The following is a 25,959-nucleotide window of genomic DNA, read 5'->3' as shown; positions in this document are numbered from 1 at the left end:
CCCCATTCTTAATTTTTTTCTTTACAAAATACTGGAAAGATTATATCATTTGTCACTAGAATTGTAACAACTTTCAAAAGAGGTGGAAAGTATGAAATTATTTCAACCTTCTGAGATAGTAACATCATTGCCAACACAATTTTTCGCTTCACTTGTTGCAAAAGTTAACAAAGTCGTTGCAGCTGGTCACGATGTTATTAATCTAGGACAAGGTAATCCAGATCAACCAACACCGCAGCATATCGTAAAAGCTTTACAAGATGCTGCCGAAAAGACCATTCATCATAAATATCCGCCATTTCGCGGACATGAAAGCTTAAAAGAAGCCGTGGCAACATTCTATAAACGTGAATACGGCGTAGAATTAAATCCCAAAACTGAAGTTGCTATTTTGTTTGGCGGAAAAGCTGGATTAGTAGAATTACCACTTTGTTTTACAAACCCTGGCGATACCATTCTCGTTCCAGATCCAGGTTATCCAGATTATTTATCCGGAGTTGCTTTAGCAAAAGCGCACTTTGAAACAATGCCGCTTATTGCAGAAAATAATTTTTTACCAGATTATACAAAAATTGATGACTCTATTGCCAAGAAAGCAAAGTTAATGTTTTTAAACTATCCTAATAATCCTACCGGTGCTACAGCATCAAAAGATTTCTTTGATGCAACAATTCATTTTGCTAATAAACATAATATATTAGTTGTTCATGATTTTGCTTACGGCGCTATCGGATTTGATGGTCAAAAGCCTGTTAGTTTCTTGCAAGCAGACGGTGCCAAAGATACAGGAATTGAAATTTACACTTTATCGAAAACTTTCAATATGGCTGGATGGCGTATTGCTTTTGCAGTAGGGAATGAAAGTGTCATCGAAACAATTAACCTATTGCAAGATCATATGTATGTTAGTATTTTCGGTGCAGTTCAAGACGCAGCACGCGAAGCACTATTAGGCTCGCAGTCTTGTGTAGTAGAACTTGTTAATAGTTATGAATCTCGCAGAAATGCTCTTATAGAAGCTTGTCATGCAATCGGTTGGAATGTTGATATTCCAAAAGGATCATTCTTTGCTTGGCTCCCTGTACCTGAAGGCTATACATCTGAGCAATTTTCTAATATTTTACTAGAAAAAGCACACGTTGCAGTTGCTCCTGGCGTTGGATTTGGTGAGCACGGTGAAGGCTATGTCCGTGTTGGCCTCTTACATACAGAAGAACGATTACGTGAAGCAATTAATCGAATTGATAAATTAAAAATTTTCAAAAAGTCATTGACAACATGAAAAATATCTGACAAAATTCAGTTATCTTAAAAATTTAAACATTTCTAAATACTTCTTATCAAGAGCAGGTGGAGGGACGAGCCCGACGAAGCCCGGCAACCGATCTACATAATTGTAGACACGGTGCTAATTCTCGCAGCATTACGCTGACAGATAAGGAGCTGGTTGTAAAAAAACCTCTCCTTAGCTGAGAGGTTTTTTTATTTAACTAGGAGGGTATAACAATGAGCGGAATTATAGCGACGTATTTAATCCATGATGATTCACATAACTTAGAAAAAAGGGCCGAGCAAATTGCACTCGGTTTAACAATTGGCTCTTGGACTCATTTGCCACACTTATTGCAAGAGCAACTAAAACAGCATAAAGGTAACGTCATCCACGTTGAGGAATTAGCTGAACAAGAACATACCAATTTGTATTTACGTAAAAAAGTAAAGCGCGGGATTATTAAAATCGAATATCCGTTATTAAACTTCAGTCCAGATTTACCAGCGATTTTAACAACTACATTCGGAAAGCTATCACTTGATGGCGAAGTGAAATTAATTGACTTAACATTTTCAGACGACTTAAAACAGTATTTCCCTGGTCCAAAATTCGGGATAGATGGTATTCGAAATCTTTTACAAGTGCATGATCGTCCCCTTTTAATGAGTATTTTTAAAGGCATGATTGGACGAAATATTGGGTATTTGAAAACGCAATTACGCGATCAAGCAAGTGGTGGTGTAGATATAGTAAAAGATGATGAAATATTATTTGAGAATACATTAACACCACTTACGAAACGCATTGTATCTGGAAAAGAAGTTTTACAATCAGTATATGAAACATACGGACATAAAACGTTATATGCCGTAAATTTAACAGGACGCACTTTTGATTTAAAAGAAAATGCGAAACGCGCAGTGCAAGCTGGGGCTGATATTCTATTATTTAACGTATTTGCTTACGGACTAGATGTACTACAATCACTTGCAGAAGATGATGAAATCCCAGTTCCCATTATGGCACACCCTGCTGTAAGTGGTGCTTATTCCGCATCGAAGTTATATGGAATCTCGTCTCCATTATTACTTGGAAAGCTACTTCGCTATGCTGGGGCTGACTTTTCATTATTCCCATCTCCATACGGAAGTGTTGCGTTAGAAAAAGAAGAAGCTCTCAACATTTCAAAACATTTAACTGAAGACGATGCATTTTTCAAGAAAAGTTTTGTTGTTCCATCTGCTGGTATTCACCCTGGTTTCGTTCCCTTTATTCTACGAGATTTTGGCAAAGATGTTGTTATTAATGCTGGCGGCGGGATACACGGACATCCGAATGGCGCGCAGGGCGGCGGTAAAGCTTTCCGTACTGCAATTGATGCTACTTTACAAAATAAACCACTCCATGAGGTAGATGAAGTGAATTTACATAGCGCACTACAAATATGGGGAAATCCTTCTCATGAGGTGAAATTATGAGTATTCAAGTATTTTGTGATTTCGATGGTACGATTACAAATAACGATAATATCATGTCCATTATGGAAAAGTTCGCACCACCAGAAGCAGAGGAAATAAAGCAAAAAATTTTATCGCAAGAACTTTCTATTCAAGAAGGTGTTTCTCAATTATTTCGATTAATACCTATTAATCTACACGATGATATTATTCAGTTTTTACAAGAAACTGCTGAAATCCGTACAGGTTTTCATGAATTCATACAATTTATTAATGAAAATAACATTTCCTTTTACGTTATATCAGGTGGAATGGATTTCTTCGTCTATCCACTCTTACAAGGAATCATTCCAAAAGAGCAAATTTACTGTAATGCAACTGACTTTTCAGGAGAATTTGTTGAAGTTAAATGGCCGCACCCTTGTGACGAGCAATGTCAGCATAGTTGCGGTCTCTGTAAATCATCATTAATTCGTAAACTAAGCTCTAAAGATGATTTTCATATTGTGATAGGAGATTCCATTACTGACTTACAAGCAGCAAAACAAGCAGATAAAGTATTCGCCCGTGACTTCCTTATTACAAAATGTGAAGAAAATCATATTGCTTATACATCCTTTAACACATTTCACGATATTCAAGTCGAATTACAACATTTGTTGGAGGTGAAATCATGAAACAACTTTTTCGTCAATGGTATGACTTAAGTGAAATAAAAAAAGAATTAACAACTCGGAATTGGTTTCCAGCAACGAGTGGAAATATTTCTATAAAAGTCAGTCATGATCCACTTACTTTTCTTATTACAGCAAGTGGTAAAGATAAAACAAAAACTACTCCAGATGATTTTCTATTAGTAGATCATCTAGGGGTTCCCGTATTAGAGACTGAATTACGCCCTTCAGCAGAAACAATATTGCATACACATATTTATAACATTACGAATGCCGGGTGTGTACTTCATGTTCATACAACTGATAATAATGTCATCACAAATTTATATAGTGATGCAGTCACCCTTCAAAATCAAGAAATTATTAAAGCTCTCGATATTTGGGAAGAAGGTGCAACGATTAACATTCCTATTATAGAAAATGATGCCCATATCCCAACGCTTGGAGAAAACTTCCGAAAGCATATACAAGGAGATTCGGGAGCAGTATTAATCCGTAACCATGGTATTACCGTATGGGGCCGAGATAGCTTTGATGCAAAGAAAAGATTAGAAGCTTATGAGTTTTTATTCCAATTTCATATAAAACTATTATCAATTCAAGGAGGCGTTTCTAATGGCGCAAATTCGTATTCATGAAGTAAATACTCGTATCGAAAATGAAGTGGAAGTATCTAAATTCCTACAAGAGGAAGGCGTTTTATATGAGAAATGGAACATCTCTAAGCTTCCTACTCATTTAAATGAAAATTATTCGTTAGCAGATGAAAACAAGGCTGAAATATTAGCTGTGTTTTCAAAAGAAATCGCTGATGTTTCAGCGCGCCGAGGTTATAAAGCTCATGATGTAATTTCACTTTCAAATGGCACACCTAACCTTGATGAATTATTAATTAATTTCCAAAAAGAACACCATCATACTGACGATGAAGTTCGCTTTATTGTCAGCGGTCATGGCATCTTCGCTATTGAAGGAAAAGATGGTCGATTCTTTGACGTTGAACTTGAGCCTGGTGATCTTATATCTGTGCCTGAAAATGCAAGACACTATTTCACCTTACAAGATGATCGCCAAGTTGTAGCTATTCGTATTTTTGTTACAACAGAAGGTTGGGTTCCAATTTATTAAGGTAGCTAGTTGAATAAAAGAACTTGGAACCCCTTTTCCAACCTTTTATTCACTCTACATATATACATCCTCCTATGGAACAGGCTTATTTCATAACATTGAAGTAAGCCTGATTTTTTATTTACTAAAATGATTTGTCCCTTTCGTTTGTTCAAATCAAATATATCGAATCACAATCCCACTTTATCAAGTACATTTCGGAATATTTTTTGAACATTTATTGAACTTTTTTTGAATTTTTTCTGAAAATTCTGTTTTGTGTATGATATACTACAACTAATAAGAAGGAAAAGAATATTGCAAGCAGAGGGGGATAATCATGAGTTTACTTATCGCACTTATACTAGGGGTTTCATGCGGAGCTATTCCTGTTATTTTAGGGGCTATTATGGAAGAATTAGAAGTTGGTGTTTTAGGTTTTGTCGCATCTTGTGTAAGCGCTTTATTTTTCGGTTTGTACGGTGCTATTCCTATTTCTATCCTGTGCGCATTTTATATAGTACGCCATGCTCGTGCGAAACAGTTTGGTCCTAATCACATTGCACAAGTTATTCCATTCCCAATTGAACGATGCCGCCGAGCTTCCAGCCTATAAATTATCCAGCTTAAATATTATGCCTGCCTAAATAAATAAAAAGTCCTCAAATGAGGACTTTTTATTTATTTTCTTCTAGAAATTGAAACAATTCTTGCAAATGAAGTGCATCTTCACTGTAGCTAACGGATACATGACATGTCCCTTCAATCTCAGCATGCATATAAAGGACAATTCCATCTCGATCATATTTCAATGCCAAATAAAACTCCATTTCCTCTAACATCTTTTTCGAGCTTCGGATAACATAATGCCCTTTCTCATCTCTTCCATATTCAAAATCTGGTCCAAAATCGTATTTTTGTTTAAAAGCTTCTTTTTGCTTATCATTAATCTGTACACAAGTTGCTCGCTGCACAGCATCAATCATCTCGTCAAACTTTTGGAGATCCATTCCATTTACCCCCTTATATACTTTTTGTATAATACTTGTGTTCCGCTATTCTCTTTTCCATCTGCGATTAGCTCTTCATACAATTCCTTCGCTAGGGTTAAACCCGGTACTGGTAATTGTAATTTTTCAGCTTCATCTAAAGCAATCTTCATATCTTTCATAAAATGCTTTACATAAAAGCCAGGTTCAAAATCTCCTTTTAACATTCGAGGAGCTAAATTACTTAATGACCAGCTACCTGCTGCTCCTGTCGAAATACTCTCTAATACTTTATCTGCATTAAGTCCAGCCTTTTTCGCATATGCTACCGCTTCACATACTCCTATCATGTTAGAAGCAATTGCTATTTGATTGCACATTTTTGTATGTTGTCCACTCCCAGCAGGGCCTTGCAACTGAATATTTGTTCCTAGTTTTTCAAATAGAGGTAAGCAAATATCATATATTCTGTTCTCTCCACCGACCATAATTGCTAGTCTTGCTTCTTTAGCCCCAATGTCCCCGCCAGATACTGGTGCATCTAAAGTATATATATTCTTGCTTTTCGCAACTTCATTAATACGTTTTGCCAATGTTGGTGTAGATGTTGTAAAGTCAATTGCTATCGTACCTTCATTTGCATGTTCTAAAATTCCATCTACCCCAAAGTACACTTCTTCTACATCATGAGGATAACCAACCATCGTCATAACAACATCAACTTGCTTTACTAACGCTTTCGGTGTATCACACCAAGTCGCACCCTCTTGCACTAAAGAATCCGCTTTTTCTTTCGTTCTATTATATACATATACTTTATGACCGCCTTGCATTAAATGATGTACCATACTTTTTCCCATTACACCAATACCGATGAAACCTATTGATAAATTTTTATTCTCCATCTTCTCATCCCCTTTGTTCTAATAAATCATTTACCATCTTTCGGAACTCTTTATTAAAATCATCATCCATACTATTTTTCACATTTGAAAATAAAATAACAAAAGTTCCTTTTTCTTTATTAAAATTATTGAAAGTGTTCCAACCAGATAGTACACCATGGTTATGGAAATAATCTGGATATATGTAAAAGCTAAATGCATATTTTCTTTCTTGTGAAGGTGTAAACATCGCTTGTATACTTTGTTCAGAAAGAAGCTTCCCATTTATAATCGCTTCATCTAATTTTTTCATATCCCCTACTGTCGTATACATCTCACCCGATCCATATAACCAGTCCATTCCTAATTTTTGTGCTGGTACAAGATCTTGGTCTTTCTTCACATAACCCTTCGTGAAGTTTTTATCTCCAGGCACCATATTTCCCATACCTGATTCATGCATCTCGGCCTTTGTAAATATATTTTCTTTTACATAGTCTCCTAAAGGCTTTTTCGTTATATTTTCTATAATATAAGCGAGCACCATATAATTATAATCCGTATACTTCCAACCTGTTCCTGGTGGAAACTCTAATTTTTGACTTCCAATCCAAGTTACTAAATTTATACGTGAAGCTACATTAACCTTCCCTTTCCCATTTTCCGGTAAACCAGATGTATGCGTTAATAAGTGATATAACGTGATGTGTTTATCTGCTGGAAATGAAGGAATGTATTTATTTACATTATCTTGGATATTTAACTTCCCTTGTTCTTGTAACTGTAGAATGGATGTAGCAACAACTGTTTTCGTAATAGAACCGATACGATATTTTGTTTGAGGCGTATTTTCTATTTTATTTTGAACATCAGCATATCCATATCCTTTATTCAATATAACATGCTCTTTATCTGTCACCAAAACTGTCCCATTAAATTGCTTTCCTACTAAATACTGATCTAACTTTTGAGATATACTAGCATAATCAATTTTTTGTACTTCTTCTATATTATCCTGTACCTCTGACTCAATAGCAGGAGTTACCTTTGTTGTTAATACTGCTTGTTCCTTTGAATCGGGACTATAGAGAAAATAGTATACTCCGCCGCAAACTACAGCAGACAATGAAGCCATAACCATTATTTTTTTTATCATATTGTTCCTCCGTAATTACTTCATGTGAACTACCCACCACTTAGTCTCTCTTGCGAGCTTACTTGAAGTGGGAGCTTCTCGGTTAAAATGGTCCCCCATATTCTATTATCAAGTAATAAAAAAAAATCGCAACAATTTGTTGCGAAAAATCACATTTTTTCTTTTCTATATATACATACTTGATTTTTTCCATTTTTTTTCGCTTCATATAACGCAATATCCGCTCTTTGCATTAACTCTTCTCTTGTAATCCCTTGCTCATATAACGCAACTCCAAAACTCGCTGTTAATTTCGAAATTCCAGAGAAATGCTTTGTTTCAATGAAAAATCGCAATGATTCCGCAACTTGAAACGCTTCTTTTTCTACCGTATTTGTCACTAATATTATAAATTCCTCTCCTCCCCATCTTGCAAATACATGTTGATCTTCAACTTTAGATTTCATAAGATCTGCAAGTTGTACTAATGCTAAATCGCCAAAATCATGACCATATGTGTCATTTACTGATTTAAAATTATCTATATCAAACAAAATAAGTGCAACTTTTTCATCATTACGTAATACATTCTCCCACTCTGTCTCCAATATTTGTTGGAATTTCAAGCGATTATATATTTCTGTCAATGAATCTATCATAGCCAATCTTTCTTGCTCTTGATAGATTTCATCTAATTCTGTAATCTCTGTGCATTTTACTATAAATCGTGATAAGTCTTCTGGTAATGGTGTCGCACGTAATAGAAAAGTAAATGCTTCTCCTTCATAATTGTACATTTTAATTCTTCTTCCATTTGATAAAGTATCATCCAGCCATGTTATATCGTGAGTCGTCGAATAATATCCGTTCTCTCTAATAAGATGTTCTGCAAACACTAAATGTTGTTCACGATACGTAAATAAATTATCATGTCCGAAGAATTGTAAAAAATTCGTATTACAATCAACAATCTCATCATCTTCTACTATAAATAATAAATCATTTTGAAAATCAAACATCGTTTGAAGCAATTCTTGTTGTAAACCTACTTGCCGCACTAAAGTAAGTTGATATAAACTCTTATTCACTTCCTCTAGTACCACTTGTGGAGTTACTGGTGCTATAACAATATTACGTATTCCTAACAGTAGTAAATCTGCAAACTCATTGTTTATCTGTTGATCCCAAATGATAATGAATGTACTCCGTGAATCATATATATTCTTTATATATTTTATTTGAGCAAAATCTGTTACATACATAATTACAATATGTGGTCTAGTTCTATGAAACAATATTTCTCCTTCTTCAAAACTATTTGCTATAAACATACATTTTGGATGGACGTTTTCTATCGTTTGTTGATGTGTACATCCATCTTCTATATAAAGGACATTCAACTGAAGATCTTGTAATACATTTTGGAAAACAGTATTCTCTAATAAAAAATGTAGTATGTTCATCACTAGTCTTCACTCACTTCATATATCTTGTTCTACTGAATTCCTCACAATCATTTTATAAAGAATTATGAGGAACTCATATTAACAAGCTAATTGAGAATGTTATCTTCGCTTATCTGCTCTGGAAATTCCTTTTTTAGTGTATGATTATATGAATTGTATCGTTTGTATGAATGCCCTGCCTTACTATTTAAAACTTGACAATTAAAATAAAGGTATTATATTCTTAAATTCAATAACTTACAAAATGTAAGTAGAGTATATTACATTTATTTTATATTAAGTTGATATGTAATTTGGAGGATATATAATGACAAACAATGACTTTTTTAACGTTTTATATGAACGCACATCTACACGTGCATTCAACCCTGAAAAAGAAATTTCATCTACAGAGTTACATGAAATTTTAAAAGCAGCTGCGCAAGCACCTTCTGCTTGGAACTTGCAACACTGGAAATTCCTTGTTTTCCAAGGCGAAGATGTACAAAAACGATTACACCCAATTGCCTATAACCAACAACAAATTCTTGATGCTTCTGCCGTAGTCGCTATTTTAGGTGATTTAGAAGCTTACAAAAATGTTGAACCTGTTTACGGTCCAATTGTAGAACAAGGATTTATGAATGAAGAAGCAAAAGAGCGCTTAGCTAAAAACATTGAATCTGCATATACTCGGGAGCAATACCCACGAGATGCTGCCTTTTCAAATGCTGCTTTAGCAGCAATGCAACTTATGCTTGCTGCTAAAGCAACTGGCTGGGATACTTGCGCTATTGGTGGCTTCAACCCACAAGCATTAATGGAAGAATTCAATGTTTCATCTCGTTACGTACCAATTATGCTTATTACAATTGGTGAATCAACTTTAAAAGGTCACCCTGCACCGCGCATGAGCGTAGAACAAGTGAGTGAATGGGCAAAATAATAAAAAAACGAAGGTAATTTCATTACCTTCGTTTTTTTATATTTTGTCACACATCCGTAATATTACAATGTATTATGCGACACCTATACATAGAAAAATCGTAATTTTCATGCTATCCCCATAAACAAATATGACGTTTTGTGTCGAAATTTGTTAAAGTATCGGAATATAACCGTGTATTTTTGTTACAATTGTGATACAATGATAACAAATAGATAACAAGAGAGGGATTTTCATTGAGTTCATACGGAAGCTTTATCGCACTTTTAAGTTACATAGTAACTGTACTACTGCTATATTTTATTGGCGATGCTGCAAACATATCAGTGTTACAATTCCCTAAAGAAGAAGCGTTACAATTAGAAGCAGAAAAACATACTGCACGATCCATTGCACCACTACTCTTAGCTCTTCCTGTATATATCATCGTTTTATATAAAAGTAAAAAAGTGTAAAGGCTACCTATTTCATTCATTTCGGTGGTCTTTACATTTTTTTGTGACATTTCCCCTATTTTAAACATCATTCCATACTAAATACCCATCTAGTCATTTAAAATGAGAAAATCCCCTAGAAAAATTTCCATTATCTGTCCAGTCACCGACTGCCGAACTTACATAGATTATAAGTGTGAAGGGGGTGATGAGGATTATGTTTGGATCATTTGGATGCTGTGATAACTTTAGAGAATGTCATCATCGTGAAAGAGAGTGTGACCATCGCGACCATCGCGAGAAAGAGAGAGAAGAAGTTAGACCACACCGACCTGCTGTATGTAACGTACTTGCTACTATTTCAGTTGGAACAGAAATTTCTCTTTTAAGCATTAGAGGCCATCAATCATTCCGCAATGTAATTTTTGAAGGATTCTGTAACGGTGTTGCTCTTTTCTCTGCTTTAGCTCGTAATAATAACGACAAAGATAATAATAATAATAAAGACGATAAGAACAATCAAAATACTTTTACTGGCATTTTACGTGTATGCCCGACTGATATTATCGCAGTCGCTATCTAATTCTGTTCTTTATCCTCTATAGTAACAAAATAAGATTTACTTTTCTTATAGAAAAAACCTGAGATCGATTTCGAATCGACTCAGGTTTTTTTACTATTATATGCTTTTAACTAATTCAACAACTTCTTCAGCAGTTGACATTGTTAATGCTTTTTCTGCTAATGTTTCCATTTCTGCTTTTGACAACTTGCTTAGTTGTGTTCTTGCAGGAAGAATAGATGTTGCACTCATACTGAACTCATCTAAACCTAAGCCTAATAATAATGGGATAGCAAGTGAATCTCCCGCCATCTCACCACACATACCAGCCCATTTGCCTTCTTTATGAGCAGCATCGATAACCATTTTTACAAGACGTAAAATAGATGGGTTATATGGTTGGTATAAGTAAGCTACACGTTCGTTCATACGGTCTGCAGCCATTGTGTATTGGATTAAGTCATTTGTTCCGATAGAGAAGAAATCAACTTCTTTTGCGAACTGATCTGCTAATACCGCTGAAGCTGGAATTTCAACCATCATACCAACTTCAATAGAATCAGAAACAGTTGTACCCGCTTGAACAAGTCTTTCTTTCTCTTCTAATAAGATTGCTTTCGCTTGACGGAACTCATCAAGAGTTGCAATCATTGGGAACATAATTTTCAAGTTACCGTATACGCTAGCACGAAGTAATGCACGAAGTTGTGTACGGAACACATCTTGCTCATCAAGACATAAGCGAATTGCACGGTATCCTAAGAATGGGTTCATTTCTTTTGGTAAATGTAAGTATGGAAGCTCTTTATCTCCACCGATGTCAAGTGTACGAACAACGACTGGTTGATCTTCTTTTACACCTTCAAGAACTGCTTTATACGCTTCGAACTGCTCTTCTTCTGTTGGAAGATTGTCACGGCCCATGTATAAGAATTCTGTACGGTATAAACCAACGCCTTCTCCGCCATTATCGATAATACCTTGTACATCATTTGGTGTTCCAATATTAGCAACAAGCTCAACGTGATGTCCATCACTTGTTACAGTTGCTTGGTCTTTTAATTTTGCCCATACGACTTTTTGCTCTTCAAATTTCGCTTTCTTTTCTTCAAAAGAACGAAGAGTTTCTTCAGATGGGTTTACAATTACTTCTCCATCTAAACCGTCAATGATTACGATATCGCCGTTTTGGATTTTCTCCATAACAACTTTCGTACCAACAACAGCTGGAATTTCCATAGAACGAGCCATAATTGCAGAGTGAGATGTACGTCCACCGATATCAGTTGTGAAACCTTTTGCATACTTACGGTTTAACTGAGCTGTATCAGATGGTGTTAAATCTTCAGCAATGATGATTACTTCTTCAGAAATTGTACCAGGGTTTGAGAAGTTAATTCCTAGTAAATGTGCAAGGACACGTTTTGTTACGTCGCGAATATCCGCAGCACGTTCTTTCATATATTCGTTATCCATGTTTTCAAACATAGAAATAAACATTGATGCAACTTCATCCATTGCAAATTCAGCATTTACTTTTTCGCCATTTACTTTATCTTTTACTGGATTCACTAATTCTGGATCATTTAATACTAATAAATGTGCTTCAAAGATAGCAGCTTTATCAGCACCTAGCTCAGCAAAAGCATGGTCCTTAATAGCTTCTAGTTCAGATTTTGCTTTCTCAAGCGCAGCGTCTAAGCGTGCAATTTCAGCAGCTTCGTCTGTAATTGATTTCTTTTCAATGTTAAATTCAGGATTCTCAAGTCTGAAAGCCTTTGCAATAGCAATCCCACTTGATGCAGCGATCCCTTGAATGTTAAGAGTCATTATTCTCCTAATCCTTCGTTTTTCATAGTTTCTTCGATAGCTGCTAGTGCTTGAGCTGCATCATCACCATTTGCAGTGACCTTAATTTCCGCGCCTTGTTGAATTCCTAAAGACATAACACCCATGATTGATTTTAAGTTAACGTTTTTTCCGTTATACTCTAAGTTAATGTCAGAACCAAATTTGCTTGCAGTGTTTACAAGTAGAGTTGCTGGACGAGCATGAATTCCTGAGTCGCTAGTTACTTTAAAGATTTTTTCCATGATAATTTATCTCCTTCAAATACAGTATTTTTTTAGTTGTATAGACGTGAGTACTACATCATCTATTGTATATAATAGGCGATGTTCGGTCAACCACATCGCCTATTATAATTATAAACATTTTGCGTCAAATTCCTACTGAATGTCAATAATAGCGTTTTCGCCCTTCTTAACATTTCCATCTTTTTTCAATTCGACTTGTTGTCCTTGTTGTAAATTCGTAAAGACGATTGGTGTAATAATAGATGGTGCATTTTCTTTTACAAATGCAAGATCTACTTTTAATAATGGTTGTCCTTGCTTCACTTTATCACCTTGTGCTACAAGCGCTTCAAAGCCTTCACCATTTAATTTTACAGTATCAATACCGAAGTGGATTAAAATTTCTTTTCCGCCTTCAGACTGAATACCAATCGCATGTTTTGTAGGGAATACATTTACAATCTCACCATTAACCGGAGAAACTACTGTTCCTTCTGTTGGCTCAATCGCAAATCCATCTCCCATCATTTTCCCTGAGAATACTTGGTCAGGTACTTCTGTAATCGGTAAGATTTTTCCTTCAATTGGTGAAACGATTGTTTCATTTTCATCAACCTGTTGAGGAGCTTCTTCCACTTTTACAGGCGCTTCTTTTTCAACATGAGGTGTACGACCTGACATAATATCATGAATTTGTGATTTTAATGTGTCAGATTTCGGTCCGAAAATAGCTTGAATGTTATTTCCAACTTCAAGTACACCGGCTGCTCCAAGCTCTTTTAAGCGGTCTTTATTTACATTTTTTTGTTCGTTAACTTGAACGCGTAAACGAGTAATACAAGCATCTAACGAAGCAATATTTTCTTTACCACCAAGTGCTACTAATACTTCACGTGGAAGTTCTCCTGCTTCTGTTTTCCCTGCGCCTTCATTAGCATTCGCTACTTCACGACCAGGTGTTTTTAAGTTCCATTTACGGATTGCGAAACGGAATCCGAAGTAGTAAATAACTGCTAGTACAAGACCAACAATAATTACCCACCACCATGCCGTACGACCTGGTAGTACACCGAATAATATGAAGTCAATTAAACCACCAGAGAATGTCATACCAATTTTAACACCTAAAATTTGCATTGTCATAAATGATAGACCAGCGAATACTGCATGAATTCCGAATAATACTGGTGCTACGAATAAGAATGAAAATTCAAGCGGTTCTGTAATACCTGTTAAGAAAGATGTTAATGCAGCAGATCCTAAAATACCAGCTGCTAATTTTTTATTTTCTGGACGTGCTTCATGGTACATTGCTAAAGCTGCTGCTGGAAGACCGAACATCATGAACGGATACTTACCAGTTGTAAATGTACCTGCTGTTAATTCTACGCCGTCTTTTAACTGTGCCATAAAGATTTTTTGGTCACCACGGATTAATTCGCCAGCTGCATTTGTATACTGACCGAATTCGAACCAGAACGGTGAATAGAAAATATGATGTAATCCAAATGGAATTAATGAACGTTCGATTAAACCGAATATAAATGCTGCTATCGTTCTATTTGCATCAATCATTTGATGTGAGAACGTATTTAAGCCACCCTGAATGTATGGCCAAATGAAGCACATGATAATACCTACCACTAAAGAGAATGTTGCAGTTGCGATTGGTACGAAACGCTTACCTGCAAAGAAACCTAAGTATGATGGTAATTCAATGTTGAAGTATTTATTATAACAATATGCCGCTACTATCCCGACGATAATACCACCAAACACTCCTGTTTGCAGCGTTGGAATTCCTAATACGTTTGCATATGCTGGATCTGAAAATCCAATTTTTACTGGGTCTGTTCCAGTGCTTGTTACTTTCACTAGTTTATCTACTTCTAAGAACACACTCATCGTTTTGTTCATAATTAAGTATCCGACGAACGCTGCTAAACCAGCTACTCCGTCTCCACCAGCTAAACCGATCGCTACCCCAACTGCGAATAATAGCGCAAGGTTAGCGAAAATAATATCGCCAGATTGTTCCATAATTTTTGCAACCATTACGAACCAATCTGCTTTTAAAGCAGGGATAACATTTGTTAATTGTGGATTTTGAAATGCATTACCAAATCCAAGTAAAATACCTGCTGCCGGTAAAATCGCTACTGGAAGCATAAGCGCTTTTCCGACTTTTTGAAGAACACCAAAGATCTTCTTAAACATGGAAACCCTTCCTCTCTTATCTATATTGATACTTTTCGACAAACGCCAAAAAGGCATGAGGAAAAAAAAGATAGAACGATAGCTATACAAAGGGTAGTATGTCCCTTTCTTTAGCTTACATTCCCAACTTTTCTCCACTCATGCCTGATCGAATCAGTAACACGTGTCAAAAATAGGATTACGTATAAGTTCACTATAATTAAAGCAAACGTTTTCGTTATTTACCTTAATGTGTTTGTCGAATTTTGTATAACTTTGCAATAGTTATTATACATAACTATTGTAAGCGATTCAATCATTTTTTTTAACGTTTTCATTTTAGACAAAAATATATGTCTTTTTACACATGTTCTACTTTCACTAATCGTTGTAAATGCATCGTTAAATAAATACTCTCCGCTTCATATACAGGAAGTTGTAATTCTTTCTGCATTACTTTGACTAGTTTCCACGCCAAATTATAACAAACTGGATATTCCAACTTTAATAAATCAGCAAAACTCTGTGCTTCTTCTACTTTTTCTCCTTTTTTCACCCGCTCAATAGCATATTGTAAATGGCGAATAAGGCGTAAATAATGAATGCTTTCTTGGTCTAATGTAATTTGTAGGCTTGTCTCAATTAAAGACACAAGTTGTGCAATAAGACGAGAATTTTGATTAACAGAAGATAAATCAGAGTTTGTAAGCGAGCTATAAATATGGAGTGCGATAAAGCCAACTTCTCCTTCTGGCAATGTAATTTGCAAACGAGAATTTAAAAGTTTCACAACTCCTTCAGCAATTTTATATTCCTCTGGATATAGCATTTTCGTTTCAACTAAAAAAGGATTATCTATTGTAAGTCCTTGTTTCAGCCTTTTAATTGCAAAAGAAATATGATCTGTTAAAGCGATATGAATATGTTCATTTAATGGAGACTCCGCTTTTTCTTGAATGTATAACATAATATCATTCATCAATTCAATTAGCTTTTCACTCACATGTGGTACTAAAAGTTTGTATTGTTCTCGATCACGTTCATTTTTTAAAACAAACATTTTCTCAATTTGTTCTTGCTCCAACACATCTTCAGCCTTTTTCCCAAATCCGATTCCTTTACCGATCACTACTACTTCCTCGTGTTCAGGATGGCTAGCAATGATGACATTATTATTTAAAACTTTTTTAATTTCTAGATAATTACTCATATAACACCACCCTCGTACTTAAATAGCCTACTTTTATGTTACAGAACATTCTTCTTTTTCGTCAATATAAAACATCTACCATTTAATAAAAATTCATTTTTTAGACATGTTTGTATATGATGCGTATAATGTAAGGGCAACTGTACATAGAAAGGAGATAGCAACATGATTAAAATGTTTGTAAGTGATATTGACGGTACAATGATGCAGCATGGAGGTCTGATTGATGAACAGGATGTTGCGGCACTTCGCAGTCTTGCTGAGCAAAATGTTATTCTTTGCTTCGCTTCTGGACGACTTGATAATGAAATCGCAGACTTAATGAAAGCTGTAAATACAAATTTCCATCGTATTAGTGTAAACGGTGTGTTTGTATACACTAATGAAAATAAGCAACTATTATCCGCAAATTTTGATTCCAGCATTCTTCCTGATTTACTAGCTATGACAAATCAAGACCCTTATTTCCGTTATGTAAGTGATGAGCATAATTACTATATTGAAGAAAAGACACCTTTTATTCATGAACTCGAAAAACAAGTAGCAATGACTTCTGTTGAAGAACCAAATTTATTACAGAAAATCGATGATACAATTTTTCCAAATAAAATTTCTATCGGTGGAACAAAGGAAAACTTACAACTCCTTCAAAAAAAGATTGATGAAAAATTCCATGGAAAAGTTAGTACTTTCATTTCAGCTGAACAATGTTTAGATGTAATGCCACCAAATATTAGTAAAGGTTCTGCTATTTCTATTTTATTAAAAGAATTTCAAATACAACCAGAGGAAATTGCTTGCATAGGGGATTCTTATAATGATATTCCAATGTTCTCTTTAACTCCTCACAGTTTTGCTATGTCTCAAGCAGATGACGCAGTAAAAGAGCACGCTCACTATGTAGTAAATACGGTTAAAGATGCTGTTAACCACGTAATTGCTCATAATAAAAATACGACTCACTCCTTATAAGGATGAGTCGTATTTTTATTTCTTTACATGTTAAACACTTTAAAATTCACTGTACTTTACAAACTGAAATATATTATTTGTTACGTGCGATGTTTGTAATAAATTTATAACGATCCCCACGATAAATACATTTCACATACTCTAACGGTATCTCACCTTCTGAATATGACCATTGGCGCATTACAAGTACAGGCGCCTTTTTAGGAATATGCAGATGTTCAGCTTCATTATCCGTTGCAATTGAAGCTTCAATTGATTGAGTAGCGCGAACAAGCTTAAAGCCCAGTTTTTTCTCTAAATGTTCATATAAAGATTGTTGCAATATTTCTTCGTTAATATCTTTCACAAGAGTTGGCGACAAATATGTCGTCTCAAATGCAATCGGTTCGTCATCAGCTAAGCGCGTACGCCTCACTTCATAAACCGATTCTCCCTCTTGTATTCTCAGCCGGTCTGCTATTTTAGCAGTAGCTGGAACTAGGCGGAAACTTAATAACTGGCTGCTCGGTTTCATACCACGAGAAATCATATCTTCTGTGAATCCCGTCATTCCTTGCAACTTTTGCTCCACTTTCGGAAGTTGGACGAACGTTCCAATCCCACGTTTCCGGTATAAATAACCTTGTTCCACTAAGTTATTAATCGCCTGTCTGATTGTCATACGACTCACTTCGAACTTATCACAAAGTTCATTCTCAGATGGAATTTTATCTCCCGGCTTCCATTCGCCTTCCTCAATTAGCTGTTTCACCCACTCTTGAATCTGATAATAGATCGGAAATGGTGAATACTTGTCGATGTTCATCAGCAATCGCCTCACTGCATAAAGATAGAGCTTCTGGATCTGCGATTACGGTTACATTCGGATGACGTTGTAAAACTGTAGCAGGACACGCCTCACTATATTCACCTTGCAATAATTCTTTAATAGCTTCTGCCTTTTTAGATCCCATAGCAACAAGTAGAATTTGTTTCGCTTTCATAATACTTCCAATTCCCATTGTAATCGCATGAGTCGGCACATCTTCTTCATTTTCAAAGAAGCGAAGGTTTGCTTGGCGTGTAGATTCTGTTAATTCTACAATGTTAGTTGGAGAATTAAATGGTGTTCCTGGCTCATTAAATCCGATGTGACCGTTTTCACCGATTCCAAGAATCTGTAAGTCAACTGGGTTAGCTACTAGAATGCCTTCATAACGCTTGCACTCTTCCTCTAAATCACTTGCCATCCCATTCGGTACATAAGTTTGTTTAAATGGAAGATGATCAAACAACTGTTCTTGCATGAAATAGTGATAGCTGTTTTTATCTTCGTGTGGTAAATTTACGTACTCATCTAAGTTTACAGTGGTTGCATGACTTGTATCAAGTTTATTTTTTCGCATTTCTGCATAAATACCTAATGGAGAGCTTCCTGTAGCCATTCCTAAAGTTGGATTTTCTTTTGATTTTACAACCTCTTTAATTAACTTATAACCTGCTTCTGCTAATTCTTCTGGAGTTTTTACAACAAGAATATTCATCTAATTACTTCCCTTCCTTCATATGAATTCCTAAACGAACCGTATCATATACATGTAATTCTTCAGTCATAACAACAAAGTCTGCATCTTTACCTACCGCTAACGCGCCTTTATTATTTAATCCAAATTCTTCTGCTTGGTTAACTGATGTCATTAACACTGCCTCCTCGATTGAACATCCTGTAAATTCAATTACATTTCGGAAAGCTTGATCCATTTTTAAAATACTACCAGCTAACGTTCCATCTTCTAATCGGGCACTGCCATCTTTTACATGTACTGGCTGTCCGCCAAGCTCATATAATCCTTCTTCAAGACCTTTTGCACGCATTGCATCTGTAATGACACTTACTTTTTTCGGTCCTTTTAATTTATATGCTAATTTCACCATATCAGGGTGAATGTGAATACCATCTGTAATTACTTCAACCATTACATCTGGATTTAATAACACATGACCAACAACACCTGGTTCACGATGATGTAATCCACGCATTTGGTTGTATAAATGTGTTGCATGTGTAATTTTTCTATTTTTCAGTTGTGCATCAATCGCATCTGTATGCCCCATTGTGCCAACAACACCTGTTTCAGCAAGATACTGTTCAAACTCTAACGCACCTTCTTCTTCCGGTGCATATGTTACTAATTTAATTAGATTACCGCTTGCTTCCTGCCATTGTTTAAATTGCTCGATACTCGCAGGAACAATATGTTCAAGTGGTTGTGCACCCGCACGTTTTTTTGAAACATATGGTCCTTCTAAGTGAATATATTCGAAATGTGCTCCTTTGTCTTTCGCTTCCTTCGCAGCACTTAGCGCCGCTTCAATCGCTTCTGGAGCTTGTGTCATTGTTGTTGGGAAGTAAGTTGTAACTCCTTCTTTTAACATTTCTTTACCAAGAGTTACTAATCCATCGCTATTTGCATCCATCGCATCAATATCGTATCCACCATGAATATGAACATCAATCATACCTGGAATCACAATCTTTCCTGCCACATCTAACACAGTTTCATTTTCTTGTGATACATATTGAGCCATCAAACCAATTTCTTTAACTGTTTCTGTGTAACGAATAAATCCGTTTCCCACTACTTCTTTACCTGTATAAATTTCGGCATTGATGACAACTTGCGTTTTCATTTTCATCGACCCTTTCCCATGAAATACCTACTTATTATTATTACCTTATTCGCCTAATTCCATCTTAATATACACACAAGTAGTTGTCTATACATTCTAATGAAATTTCCTCTTCGTTCAGCGAAAAAAGGAAATTGATTTCTTTTTCATTCTAATATATATTATCCATTTTTATCAAAATGGATAATAACCTCTTATATAATTAGTTACTTAAGTAATGGCATAAGACCGCTTGCCCCCATAGTAATATGTTCACCATCTGTTTCTATTTCCACAGTTCGCTTGTTTGTTCCATATATCATTATACCACGCTGTTTTAATCGTCTTACTACACTTTGATGAGGATGCCCATACGGATTTCTACTCCCGTACGAAAGAATAGCGAATTGTGGATCCACTTTTTTTAAGAATGTTTCACTCGTTGAAGTATACGAGCCATGATGCCCAACTTTTAATACATCTGCATGTACATCAAATTGCTTTAATATTTCATTTTCCGTCCGTATATCAGCATCACCCATTAATAAAAAGTCCGCTTTACCATATCGAATCTTTAACACAATTGAGGACTCGTTATTCTCGTCTTTCGATTTACCATTGTTTAATACTTGTATAGCAACATGTGGATCTAACGGTATATATTGTCCTTCCTTCACTGAAATGAAAGGTATGCCCCTTTTTTTAATATTATTCCGATACGTATGATAAGTAAATGAACTATATGTTTTTCCACTATCTAATACGAGTGAAACCGGCATTTGTTCTACAATTGGAATAAGCCCCCCTATATGGTCCATATCAGGATGAGTACTTACAATCACATCTAAATGATTAATTCCTTTTTCAATTAGTTTTTGAATAATAACCTCTCCTGCTTCATAAGGGCCCCCATCTATTAACATCGTTTGACCATTTGGCAATGTAATAAGTGTCGCATCACCTTGTCCAACTTTTAAAAAACTCACTTTCATTTTACCAAAATGTTGCCGATGCATATGTATAGAAGACGCAGTATGAATAGACATCATATATCTTTTAGCCGATGCGCTGTTTAACGAAAAACATAATAAAACAGAAACCAACAATAGAATACTCCGTACACCTTTCATAACTCGTCTCCTTTTTTCATTTAGTATGGCACGCTCTGTAATTGATATACAAAAAAGCTTAGCAAAATGCTAAGCTTTTATTTTGATAATTCCTGTAAAGAACCAAAGAATAAATCTGCTTCATTCATTTGTTCATTTTCTTCCGAAAGAGGTGGTAAATCATCTAATGTTTTCAATCCAAACGTATCTAAAAATTCTTTCGTCGTTCCGTATAAAATAGGGCGCCCTGGTCCTTCCGCTCTTCCCGTTTCTTTTATAAGTAAGTGTGAAACTAACGTTTGTAATGCCTTATCTGTTTTCACTCCTCGAATCTCTTCCATTTCTGTTCTTGTAATCGGTTGACGGTACGCAACGATTGCCAACGTTTCAAGAGCTGCTTGAGACAGTGAAGCCGTTGTTGGGGTATTTATTAATTTTTGATAGTATGCAGCATGTTCTTTCTTTGTTGCAAAACGATACACTTTTGCATATTGTACAATTTGCAGCCCTCGATTCGATCCTTCACATTCTTTTTGCATTTCCTCTATACTGTTTATTACTTCTTCCACTTCAACTTCCAGAACTTTAGCTATCTGTTCCGGATAAATCCCTTCGTCACCTGCAACAAATAAAAGTCCTTCAATAATCGCTTTTTGTTCTTTTCTATCCATTTTACGAACTCCTTCCTCCTATTTTTCATAAAAATACACATAAAAAAACCGAATCACAGTAAATGCGTTCGGTTCAATATTTCTTCTCTCGTTCCAAACGATACATTAAAACCTAACATAAGATAAAATATTTCTATCCCATTTTCACATACCAACTCTATACGGATTTATTAGAGCTTAACACGAAAATTTCATCAAAATTATGTTCTTGCTCAATTATGATTTGTTGATTTTTCATTAGCTCAAGAACCGCTAAAAATGTTACAACCATTATTTCACGTTCTTCATCAGCAAACAAATCATAAAAGCTTTGACGACCGCCTTTTACTTCTAACTGTTGTATAATATCAGTCATTCGCTGTGCAATTGGTATTTCTTGGCGAGTAATTCGCGTTGTTACGGGGGTCTTTGCTTTTTTACGACGCATTAGCTTTTGAAATGCCGCTAACATATCATATAACGTAACATCAAGAGGTAAGCTTGTCTCCTCTTCTTGTTGAAATGATGTAAAATCAATTGGCGGACGTGTATATAGCTGTGCTCTTTCTTGTTCTCTTTCTTTTAACTCAGTAGCAACTTGCTTATATTTCTTATATTCAATTAACCTCTCCATCAATTCTTGACGAGGGTCATCTATAAAGTCTTCACCGTTATCAGGTACATCTTCTTCTTGTTTCGGTAACAACATTTTACTTTTAATTTGCAATAACGTTGCAGCCATTACTAAATACTCACTGGCAACATCTAATTGTAATTCTTTCATCGTATGGACATAAGATAGATATTGCTCTGTAATTTCCGCTACAGGAATATTATATATATCAATTTCGTAACGATGTATTAAGTGTAACAATAGATCTAAAGGCCCTTCAAAAGCCTCTACTTTAAAATTATACTGCACAAAGCATCCCACCACATTTTTTCTATAACAACATAAGTATAGAGCATACTCATGTTCTATCCAACCTTTTTAAGAAATTTAATTAAAAATAGACCTATGCCCATGTCATAATGCCCACCGCTTCATATGATAACAATGTAGTAAGAACAATGTAGGAGGTCAAAAAACTATGGGTCACGTTGATTGCGGTTTTAGCGGTGGGTTCGCATTACTTGTTGTACTGTTCATTTTACTAATCATTGTAGGAGCAGCTTGCTTCTGCTAATAGGACGCAATAAAGCGACTAGGGATATTTCCCTAGTCGCTTATTGTTAATATTTCTATGATAAACTGTACATATAACCGTTAGACAGGAGCGAAAAAAATGTATCCTACCGAGTACATACAATTTTTAATTCATTTTCACGGAGACTATGATTATTTTGAATGTCATGAAATATTAGAAGAGTATTGGAAATTAAAACCTAGAGGAGAACGCGACAATTACTTAGTCGGTCTCATTCAAATTGCTGTTTCCTTATACCATCACAGACGATCCAACTGGAATGGTGCAGAGAAGATGATAAAAAGCGCAATAGCACTTTTAGAAAAGAACAGTACATCTTTACATCAATTAGGAATAGATCATAAACAGCTTATCTTCTTATTAAATGAACGATTACACTCTATCCACAAAAAGGAAATTTCCACGCCGTTATTTTTACCCTTATTAGACGTATCGTTAGAAAAACAATGCATACAGTTATGTAAGAAACAAAACCTCTCTTGGAAAGATGTGAACGTCATTCCTGATGAATACATCATAAATAAGCACACATTGCGTGATCGAACAGAAGTCATTTCTGAACGACACGAGCAACTACAAAAAAGAAAGCAGAGATAATAAACACTTATCCCTGCTTTCATGAATGTATATTTTGTTCAAGCTCTTTACACTTTTTGCAAAAACTTGCTGTTTGCTCATTTCCGCAAATTGTAAACTCAAGAAATTTACTCTTAAGCTCTTGAACCATCTTCGTCCCAATCCCCATATGACGGTGAGACGGATTCACGCTCAAATGCTGAATTTCCAATACCTGATCTTCTTTTTTTATAATCCCCATTATCCCAACAAAATCTTCATTTTGTTTCCACAAATACAATTGCCAATCCTCTTTCGCTTCATATTCTTTCATTGTCAATTGTAATGTTTTTACATCTTTTTCAGTTGGCATAAATGAAAGAAGCCCCATTGCAATTTTTTCATAACTTTTTTTAAAACGAATTAACATAACCCTTATCCCTTCTTACAAAAGTTACAAACTATTTATCCCCTCAATCACTCTTTTCATATCACATTCATTCTACAATATTTTTACAAGAGTGAGAAGAGGCTGAAACAACTTGATAATCATACAAAGCGTTAAGAAGAAAGTCAAATATATGTTTCCACGCTATTTCTTTCTATTACACCGCTCAAAAAAGAGACAATACTATATAGGAACTATAAGGAAAATCCCTTTCTCATCACATTTCACTTATTAACCACTTTTGAACAAAGTAGTTCTACTAAAAGCAATATGTTAAGAGAAATACATTTATTGAAGCATATAATTCGTACTCCATTCTATGTATTTTGTTAAAAGTGTGTTCTCATGAACAATATAATTTAACGTTAGTAGCCGTCCTATTTGTGTCATATACTTTAAAATATATACCAATCCCTGTTTATAGGAAATAAAAAAAGAGAGCAAAATCGCTCTCCTTTTCTCGTAACTTATTCTTCCCAAACTTTAACTTCTTTCATTACATCGCCTTGACGCATGTTTAATACTGTTTCAATACCGCTTGTTGCTTTACCGAATACAGTATGTACGCCATCTAAATGCGGTTGTGGCTCATGAACAACAAAGAATTGGCTACCACCTGTGTTACGGCCAGCATGTGCCATAGAAAGTGAGCCAACAAGATGTCTATGAGGATTTCCATCAGTTTCACATGGGATAGAGTAACCTGGGCCACCTGCTCCTGTGCCTGTTGGGTCTCCACCTTGGCTTACGAAGCCAGGAATAACGCGGTGGAATGTCACACCATCATAAAATCCTTGCTCTGCTAATTTTTTAAAGTTTTCTACTGTTTTTGGTGCCTCTTCTGGGAAAAATTCTAAATCGATTTTTTCGCCATTTTCCATTAATATGTATCCTAAAGTTTTCATATGTATATGTCTCCTTTCAACTATCTCAGCACTATATTACCATATTCATGACGAGAAACAAAAAGAATCCGACAATCTGCATACTTCTTTTTTGAAATGTGGAAGAAGCTAGGTGACAAATAAGAAAAATATACTATAATAACTGTGTTGCCCGAAAATTTAAGAAAGAGAAAGGGAGCGATTTTTCGTGAAAACGAAATTACTAGCTCTGCTATTAGCTGTAGCCGTATTTATTATGCCAACAGCTTCATTTGCAGACATCATTGAGGGAGAATCAATTGTTACACTAGGAGAAAACTTATCTGAACAACAGAAACAAGATCTTTTGAAAGAAATGAAAGCACCAAAAGATGCACAAATTATTACTGTATCTAATGCGGAAGAACATAAATTTCTAGAGGGCATCGTTCCAAAAGCGCAAATTGGTACGAGAGCTATTTCCTCTTCTATGATTACATACACAAAACCAGGGTCAGGTCTCATTGTACGCTCAAAAAACATTAATTCGATAACAGATGCAATGTACACAAATGCACTTATTACAGCAGGTGTGAAAGATGCAGAGATTCAAATTACTGCACCATTTAAAGTTTCAGGAACTGCTGCTTTAACAGGTTTAATGAAGGCCTATGAAACAACATCAAACAAAGCCATTCCTGAAGAAGTAAAAAAAGTAGCCAATGAAGAAATGGTACAAACAGCCCAGCTTGGTGATAAAATCGGCGAAGAAAAAGCAGTTCAACTTGTTGCAAAAATTAAAGAAGAAATTGCAAAAGAACAGCCAAAAACAACTGAAGATTTACGTACATTAATTAAAAAAATTGCTGATCAACTCGGTATTACATTAACAGATGAACAGCTGGATAGCCTAGTAGCGTTATTTGATAAAATGAAAAATCTTAATATCGATTGGAACCAAGTTGGTAGCCAATTAGAGAAAGCAAAAGACCATGTGTCTGCCTTCTTAGGATCTGAAGAGGGGCAAAGTTTCCTAGATAAAGTAAAAGATTTCTTCTCTAGTATCATTGATTTCGTTAAATCTTTATTCAAGTAAAAAAAGAAGCTCGCCAGTGACG

The 25,959-nt window shown here is 35.4% G+C and carries 29 protein-coding genes and 1 riboswitch; of the genes, 13 read left to right on the top strand and 16 right to left on the bottom strand.

Annotated features, from left to right (window positions below):
* Positions 1-91 precede the first annotated feature (91 nt).
* The 6 genes from MR155_RS02525 to MR155_RS02500 all read left to right on the top strand — a co-directional run bounded on the left by MR155_RS02525 (position 92) and on the right by MR155_RS02500 (position 5,127).
* Positions 92-1,282, top strand: coding sequence for a pyridoxal phosphate-dependent aminotransferase (locus MR155_RS02525; protein WP_219303467.1), 1,191 nt, complete (start codon positions 92-94; stop codon positions 1,280-1,282).
* 52 nt (positions 1,283-1,334) lie between these two features.
* Positions 1,335-1,442: riboswitch (SAM riboswitch) on the top strand.
* A 64-nt stretch (positions 1,443-1,506) separates the two neighbouring features.
* Positions 1,507-2,751 (top strand): 2,3-diketo-5-methylthiopentyl-1-phosphate enolase, encoded by a 1,245-nt coding sequence (gene mtnW / locus MR155_RS02520; protein WP_044442769.1) that lies wholly within the window; start codon positions 1,507-1,509, stop codon positions 2,749-2,751.
* A complete protein-coding gene (locus MR155_RS02515) occupies positions 2,748-3,407 on the top strand; it encodes a 2-hydroxy-3-keto-5-methylthiopentenyl-1-phosphate phosphatase (RefSeq protein WP_044442768.1) in 660 nt (219 codons plus the stop codon). The genes mtnW and MR155_RS02515 overlap by 4 nt, the downstream gene beginning before the upstream one ends.
* On the top strand, positions 3,404-4,042 hold the full coding sequence (locus tag MR155_RS02510) for a methylthioribulose 1-phosphate dehydratase (protein ID WP_113937152.1): 639 nt from the start codon (positions 3,404-3,406) through the stop codon (positions 4,040-4,042). Before MR155_RS02515 ends, MR155_RS02510 begins: the two co-directional genes overlap by 4 nt.
* Positions 4,020-4,532: a 1,2-dihydroxy-3-keto-5-methylthiopentene dioxygenase gene (locus tag MR155_RS02505; protein WP_002165123.1), complete on the top strand. Its 513-nt coding sequence runs from the start codon at positions 4,020-4,022 to the stop codon at positions 4,530-4,532. Before MR155_RS02510 ends, MR155_RS02505 begins: the two co-directional genes overlap by 23 nt.
* Positions 4,533-4,851: 319 nt before the next feature.
* Positions 4,852-5,127 (top strand): hypothetical protein, encoded by a 276-nt coding sequence (locus MR155_RS02500; RefSeq protein ID WP_002165122.1) that lies wholly within the window; start codon positions 4,852-4,854, stop codon positions 5,125-5,127.
* Positions 5,128-5,188: 61 nt separating this feature from the next.
* On the opposite strand, the gene MR155_RS02495 is transcribed toward MR155_RS02500, so the two are convergent.
* From MR155_RS02495 to MR155_RS02480, 4 genes are all read right to left on the bottom strand, one after another.
* The gene (locus MR155_RS02495) at positions 5,189-5,521 is read right to left on the bottom strand and encodes a DUF3909 family protein (RefSeq protein WP_002014892.1); all 333 of its coding nucleotides are present in this window, start codon (positions 5,519-5,521) and stop codon (positions 5,189-5,191) included.
* 5 nt (positions 5,522-5,526) lie between these two features.
* Complete coding sequence (locus MR155_RS02490; protein WP_242307803.1) at positions 5,527-6,405, bottom strand: NAD(P)-dependent oxidoreductase; 879 nt, start codon at positions 6,403-6,405, stop codon at positions 5,527-5,529.
* A 4-nt stretch (positions 6,406-6,409) separates the two neighbouring features.
* The gene (locus MR155_RS02485; protein WP_219303469.1) at positions 6,410-7,540 is read right to left on the bottom strand and encodes a serine hydrolase domain-containing protein; all 1,131 of its coding nucleotides are present in this window, start codon (positions 7,538-7,540) and stop codon (positions 6,410-6,412) included.
* A 149-nt stretch (positions 7,541-7,689) separates the two neighbouring features.
* Positions 7,690-8,982 (bottom strand): GGDEF domain-containing protein, encoded by a 1,293-nt coding sequence (locus MR155_RS02480; protein WP_113937149.1) that lies wholly within the window; start codon positions 8,980-8,982, stop codon positions 7,690-7,692.
* A gap of 310 nt (positions 8,983-9,292) precedes the next feature.
* On the opposite strand from MR155_RS02480, the gene MR155_RS02475 reads away from it, so the two are divergent.
* The 3 genes from MR155_RS02475 (at position 9,293) to MR155_RS02465 (ending at position 10,927) form a co-directional block, all read left to right on the top strand.
* A complete protein-coding gene (locus MR155_RS02475) occupies positions 9,293-9,910 on the top strand; it encodes a nitroreductase family protein (protein WP_002192616.1) in 618 nt (205 codons plus the stop codon).
* A 236-nt stretch (positions 9,911-10,146) separates the two neighbouring features.
* A complete protein-coding gene (locus tag MR155_RS02470) occupies positions 10,147-10,365 on the top strand; it encodes a hypothetical protein (protein WP_002088422.1) in 219 nt (72 codons plus the stop codon).
* 196 nt (positions 10,366-10,561) lie between these two features.
* Positions 10,562-10,927, top strand: coding sequence for a DUF3915 domain-containing protein (locus MR155_RS02465; protein WP_113937148.1), 366 nt, complete (start codon positions 10,562-10,564; stop codon positions 10,925-10,927).
* A gap of 96 nt (positions 10,928-11,023) precedes the next feature.
* Here MR155_RS02465 and ptsP read toward each other — a convergent pair whose 3' ends face one another.
* The 4 genes from ptsP to glcT form a co-directional block, all read right to left on the bottom strand.
* Positions 11,024-12,736 carry a phosphoenolpyruvate--protein phosphotransferase gene (gene ptsP / locus MR155_RS02460; protein ID WP_002066976.1) on the bottom strand — a complete coding sequence of 571 codons (1,713 nt, stop codon included), beginning with the start codon at positions 12,734-12,736 and terminating at the stop codon, positions 11,024-11,026.
* Positions 12,736-12,999, bottom strand: coding sequence for a phosphocarrier protein HPr (gene ptsH, locus MR155_RS02455; RefSeq protein ID WP_002033915.1), 264 nt, complete (start codon positions 12,997-12,999; stop codon positions 12,736-12,738). Before ptsH ends, ptsP begins: the two co-directional genes overlap by 1 nt.
* Before the next feature lie 135 nt (positions 13,000-13,134).
* Positions 13,135-15,198 carry a PTS glucose transporter subunit IIABC gene (gene ptsG / locus MR155_RS02450; protein ID WP_002014901.1) on the bottom strand — a complete coding sequence of 688 codons (2,064 nt, stop codon included), beginning with the start codon at positions 15,196-15,198 and terminating at the stop codon, positions 13,135-13,137.
* Between the two features lie 340 nt (positions 15,199-15,538).
* A complete protein-coding gene (glcT, locus tag MR155_RS02445; protein ID WP_002088428.1) occupies positions 15,539-16,387 on the bottom strand; it encodes a glucose PTS transporter transcription antiterminator GlcT in 849 nt (282 codons plus the stop codon).
* Between the two features lie 165 nt (positions 16,388-16,552).
* Between glcT and MR155_RS02440 the strand changes: the two genes are divergently transcribed.
* Positions 16,553-17,359, top strand: a complete 807-nt coding sequence (locus tag MR155_RS02440; protein WP_002088430.1) for a Cof-type HAD-IIB family hydrolase — start codon at positions 16,553-16,555, stop codon at positions 17,357-17,359.
* 73 nt (positions 17,360-17,432) lie between these two features.
* On the opposite strand, the gene phnF is transcribed toward MR155_RS02440, so the two are convergent.
* The 6 genes from phnF to MR155_RS02410 all read right to left on the bottom strand — a co-directional run bounded on the left by phnF (position 17,433) and on the right by MR155_RS02410 (position 22,689).
* Entirely contained in the window at positions 17,433-18,164 is a 732-nt protein-coding gene (phnF, locus tag MR155_RS02435) for a phosphonate metabolism transcriptional regulator PhnF (protein WP_277958602.1), read from the bottom strand.
* A complete protein-coding gene (gene nagB / locus MR155_RS02430) occupies positions 18,094-18,882 on the bottom strand; it encodes a glucosamine-6-phosphate deaminase (RefSeq protein ID WP_002033913.1) in 789 nt (262 codons plus the stop codon). Before nagB ends, phnF begins: the two co-directional genes overlap by 71 nt.
* Before the next feature lie 4 nt (positions 18,883-18,886).
* Entirely contained in the window at positions 18,887-20,029 is a 1,143-nt protein-coding gene (gene nagA, locus MR155_RS02425; RefSeq protein ID WP_242308270.1) for an N-acetylglucosamine-6-phosphate deacetylase, read from the bottom strand.
* Positions 20,030-20,235: 206 nt separating this feature from the next.
* Positions 20,236-21,138 (bottom strand): ComEC/Rec2 family competence protein, encoded by a 903-nt coding sequence (locus MR155_RS02420; protein WP_113937144.1) that lies wholly within the window; start codon positions 21,136-21,138, stop codon positions 20,236-20,238.
* A gap of 77 nt (positions 21,139-21,215) precedes the next feature.
* The gene (gene scpB / locus MR155_RS02415; protein WP_002088435.1) at positions 21,216-21,788 is read right to left on the bottom strand and encodes an SMC-Scp complex subunit ScpB; all 573 of its coding nucleotides are present in this window, start codon (positions 21,786-21,788) and stop codon (positions 21,216-21,218) included.
* A gap of 157 nt (positions 21,789-21,945) precedes the next feature.
* Positions 21,946-22,689, bottom strand: a complete 744-nt coding sequence (locus MR155_RS02410; RefSeq protein ID WP_113937143.1) for a segregation/condensation protein A — start codon at positions 22,687-22,689, stop codon at positions 21,946-21,948.
* A gap of 169 nt (positions 22,690-22,858) precedes the next feature.
* Here MR155_RS02410 and MR155_RS02405 point away from each other — a divergent pair, with 169 nt between their 5' ends.
* Complete coding sequence (locus tag MR155_RS02405) at positions 22,859-22,954, top strand: YjcZ family sporulation protein (protein ID WP_000510194.1); 96 nt, start codon at positions 22,859-22,861, stop codon at positions 22,952-22,954.
* Between the two features lie 99 nt (positions 22,955-23,053).
* Complete coding sequence (locus MR155_RS02400; RefSeq protein ID WP_242307785.1) at positions 23,054-23,572, top strand: DUF309 domain-containing protein; 519 nt, start codon at positions 23,054-23,056, stop codon at positions 23,570-23,572.
* A 19-nt stretch (positions 23,573-23,591) separates the two neighbouring features.
* Here MR155_RS02400 and ribT read toward each other — a convergent pair whose 3' ends face one another.
* Positions 23,592-23,960, bottom strand: a complete 369-nt coding sequence (ribT, locus tag MR155_RS02395; RefSeq protein ID WP_000908403.1) for a GNAT family N-acetyltransferase RibT — start codon at positions 23,958-23,960, stop codon at positions 23,592-23,594.
* Between the two features lie 485 nt (positions 23,961-24,445).
* The gene (locus tag MR155_RS02390) at positions 24,446-24,883 is read right to left on the bottom strand and encodes a peptidylprolyl isomerase (protein ID WP_000853785.1); all 438 of its coding nucleotides are present in this window, start codon (positions 24,881-24,883) and stop codon (positions 24,446-24,448) included.
* A 187-nt stretch (positions 24,884-25,070) separates the two neighbouring features.
* Between MR155_RS02390 and MR155_RS02385 the strand changes: the two genes are divergently transcribed.
* Positions 25,071-25,937 (top strand): DUF1002 domain-containing protein, encoded by an 867-nt coding sequence (locus MR155_RS02385; RefSeq protein WP_002014912.1) that lies wholly within the window; start codon positions 25,071-25,073, stop codon positions 25,935-25,937.
* Positions 25,938-25,959: the final 22 nt, after the last annotated feature.

It is taken from the genome of Bacillus cereus group sp. BfR-BA-01331, from assembly GCF_022663915.1.
In the GTDB taxonomy this organism is placed as follows: Bacteria; Bacillota; Bacilli; order Bacillales; family Bacillaceae_G; genus Bacillus_A; species Bacillus_A mycoides.
The sequence above is the reverse complement of the archived record's forward strand: the minus strand, read 5'-3'. Positions and strand labels throughout refer to the sequence as shown.

What these genes read in the sequence shown, in the direction of transcription:
- MR155_RS02525 (WP_219303467.1), top strand. Translation starts at nt 92, where the DNA reads ATGAAATTATTTCAACCTTCTGAGATAGTAACATCATTGCCAACACAA.
- mtnW (WP_044442769.1), top strand. Translation starts at nt 1,507, where the DNA reads ATGAGCGGAATTATAGCGACGTATTTAATCCATGATGATTCACATAAC.
- MR155_RS02515 (WP_044442768.1), top strand. Translation starts at nt 2,748, where the DNA reads ATGAGTATTCAAGTATTTTGTGATTTCGATGGTACGATTACAAATAAC.
- MR155_RS02510 (WP_113937152.1), top strand. Translation starts at nt 3,404, where the DNA reads ATGAAACAACTTTTTCGTCAATGGTATGACTTAAGTGAAATAAAAAAA.
- MR155_RS02505 (WP_002165123.1), top strand. Translation starts at nt 4,020, where the DNA reads ATGGCGCAAATTCGTATTCATGAAGTAAATACTCGTATCGAAAATGAA.
- MR155_RS02500 (WP_002165122.1), top strand. Translation starts at nt 4,852, where the DNA reads ATGAGTTTACTTATCGCACTTATACTAGGGGTTTCATGCGGAGCTATT.
- MR155_RS02495 (WP_002014892.1), bottom strand. Translation starts at nt 5,521, where the DNA reads ATGGATCTCCAAAAGTTTGACGAGATGATTGATGCTGTGCAGCGAGCA.
- MR155_RS02490 (WP_242307803.1), bottom strand. Translation starts at nt 6,405, where the DNA reads ATGGAGAATAAAAATTTATCAATAGGTTTCATCGGTATTGGTGTAATG.
- MR155_RS02485 (WP_219303469.1), bottom strand. Translation starts at nt 7,540, where the DNA reads ATGATAAAAAAAATAATGGTTATGGCTTCATTGTCTGCTGTAGTTTGC.
- MR155_RS02480 (WP_113937149.1), bottom strand. Translation starts at nt 8,982, where the DNA reads ATGAACATACTACATTTTTTATTAGAGAATACTGTTTTCCAAAATGTA.
- MR155_RS02475 (WP_002192616.1), top strand. Translation starts at nt 9,293, where the DNA reads ATGACAAACAATGACTTTTTTAACGTTTTATATGAACGCACATCTACA.
- MR155_RS02465 (WP_113937148.1), top strand. Translation starts at nt 10,562, where the DNA reads ATGTTTGGATCATTTGGATGCTGTGATAACTTTAGAGAATGTCATCAT.
- ptsP (WP_002066976.1), bottom strand. Translation starts at nt 12,736, where the DNA reads ATGACTCTTAACATTCAAGGGATCGCTGCATCAAGTGGGATTGCTATT.
- ptsH (WP_002033915.1), bottom strand. Translation starts at nt 12,999, where the DNA reads ATGGAAAAAATCTTTAAAGTAACTAGCGACTCAGGAATTCATGCTCGT.
- ptsG (WP_002014901.1), bottom strand. Translation starts at nt 15,198, where the DNA reads ATGTTTAAGAAGATCTTTGGTGTTCTTCAAAAAGTCGGAAAAGCGCTT.
- glcT (WP_002088428.1), bottom strand. Translation starts at nt 16,387, where the DNA reads ATGAGTAATTATCTAGAAATTAAAAAAGTTTTAAATAATAATGTCATC.
- MR155_RS02440 (WP_002088430.1), top strand. Translation starts at nt 16,553, where the DNA reads ATGATTAAAATGTTTGTAAGTGATATTGACGGTACAATGATGCAGCAT.
- phnF (WP_277958602.1), bottom strand. Translation starts at nt 18,164, where the DNA reads ATGAACATCGACAAGTATTCACCATTTCCGATCTATTATCAGATTCAA.
- nagB (WP_002033913.1), bottom strand. Translation starts at nt 18,882, where the DNA reads ATGAATATTCTTGTTGTAAAAACTCCAGAAGAATTAGCAGAAGCAGGT.
- nagA (WP_242308270.1), bottom strand. Translation starts at nt 20,029, where the DNA reads ATGAAAACGCAAGTTGTCATCAATGCCGAAATTTATACAGGTAAAGAA.
- MR155_RS02420 (WP_113937144.1), bottom strand. Translation starts at nt 21,138, where the DNA reads ATGAAAGGTGTACGGAGTATTCTATTGTTGGTTTCTGTTTTATTATGT.
- scpB (WP_002088435.1), bottom strand. Translation starts at nt 21,788, where the DNA reads ATGGATAGAAAAGAACAAAAAGCGATTATTGAAGGACTTTTATTTGTT.
- MR155_RS02405 (WP_000510194.1), top strand. Translation starts at nt 22,859, where the DNA reads ATGGGTCACGTTGATTGCGGTTTTAGCGGTGGGTTCGCATTACTTGTT.
- MR155_RS02400 (WP_242307785.1), top strand. Translation starts at nt 23,054, where the DNA reads ATGTATCCTACCGAGTACATACAATTTTTAATTCATTTTCACGGAGAC.
- ribT (WP_000908403.1), bottom strand. Translation starts at nt 23,960, where the DNA reads ATGTTAATTCGTTTTAAAAAAAGTTATGAAAAAATTGCAATGGGGCTT.
- MR155_RS02390 (WP_000853785.1), bottom strand. Translation starts at nt 24,883, where the DNA reads ATGAAAACTTTAGGATACATATTAATGGAAAATGGCGAAAAAATCGAT.